The organism is Microtetraspora sp. AC03309 (assembly GCF_020826795.1).
In the GTDB taxonomy this organism is placed as follows: Bacteria; Actinomycetota; Actinomycetes; order Streptosporangiales; family Streptosporangiaceae; genus Microtetraspora; species Microtetraspora glauca.
Genome location: NZ_JADDIL010000241.1, coordinates 1 through 958, shown reverse-complemented (window position 1 = coordinate 958; position 958 = coordinate 1). Strand labels below are relative to the sequence as shown.

The following is a 958-nucleotide window of genomic DNA, read 5'->3' as shown; positions in this document are numbered from 1 at the left end:
GCCGTAACGAGTCAGAAAAGTCACGGATACTCCTCGCTTCGGTCAGTGGCGAAGGGTCGAGTGCATTTCGTAGTTCGGGCGTAGAATTCCTGACTATTCCTACCTCTCCGATCGTGTATTGGTTATCGTCAGCGTTGCTTCAATCCTTCGCAAAGGGGCGTCCACTTCGGGATCGTGCCGAGCCTCGAAAGGGAATGGACACCGGCGATAACGCGAGGTTCTTGCGGGGTTGGTGGGAGGTGTCGCGCTCGAAGACGTCCTTAACTGAGTTCCGGTCGGGTTACTGGGTTCCGTACAACAAGGGAGGCGGCTTCCGTCGTTGGTACGGTTACCGCGAGTTCCTTGTCGACTGGCGTAGCAATGGATCGGAGATGCGAACCCGCAGCGGCGCAAGGCATTTTGGTCGGGAAGGCTGGACATGGGGGACAGTGACTTCCGGCGGGTTTTCGATTCGGTATACGCCGGCTGGCGCGGCCTTCGATAACGGCGGTTGCACGCTGTTCTCCCAGAACGATCTGTCGGTGGCAGCTCTAATTCTGAACTCGACCACCGCTGATTCGATCCTTGCGGCTATTTCGCCGACCCTCAATTTCCAGCCGATCAACGTTGGGGCGGTACCAATCGTGGTGTCGGACGCCCTTTCCTCCGTGGCGGATTCGGCTGTTAAGGAACTTGTTTCATGTTCGCGCGCTGACTGGGATTCGTTCGAAACTTCTTGGGATTTCACGGAGACCCCGTGGCTTGTGAAGACAACGTCATCAGATCAGGGCTTAGAAACCCGGCTCGCAATGCGCGCTGATGAGTGTTCCGCGCGATGGCGCGAAATCACAGAGGTACAGCGGCTCCGCGAGGCGTCGAATAACCGAATGGTGGCGGAGGCATACGGATTAGAGGACGAGGTTGCGCTCGATGTGGAAAAGCAGAGGGTATCGCTGACACGAAACGTTGAGTTTCGGTA

The 958-nt window shown here is 57.1% G+C and carries 1 protein-coding gene; it reads left to right on the top strand.

Going from position 1 to position 958, the window contains the following annotated elements; genetic code table 11:
- Positions 1–371: 371 nt before the first annotated feature.
- Positions 372–958 (top strand): BREX-1 system adenine-specific DNA-methyltransferase PglX (locus IMZ11_RS42555; protein WP_228649256.1); only part of this gene is annotated, 587 nt, incomplete at its 3' end.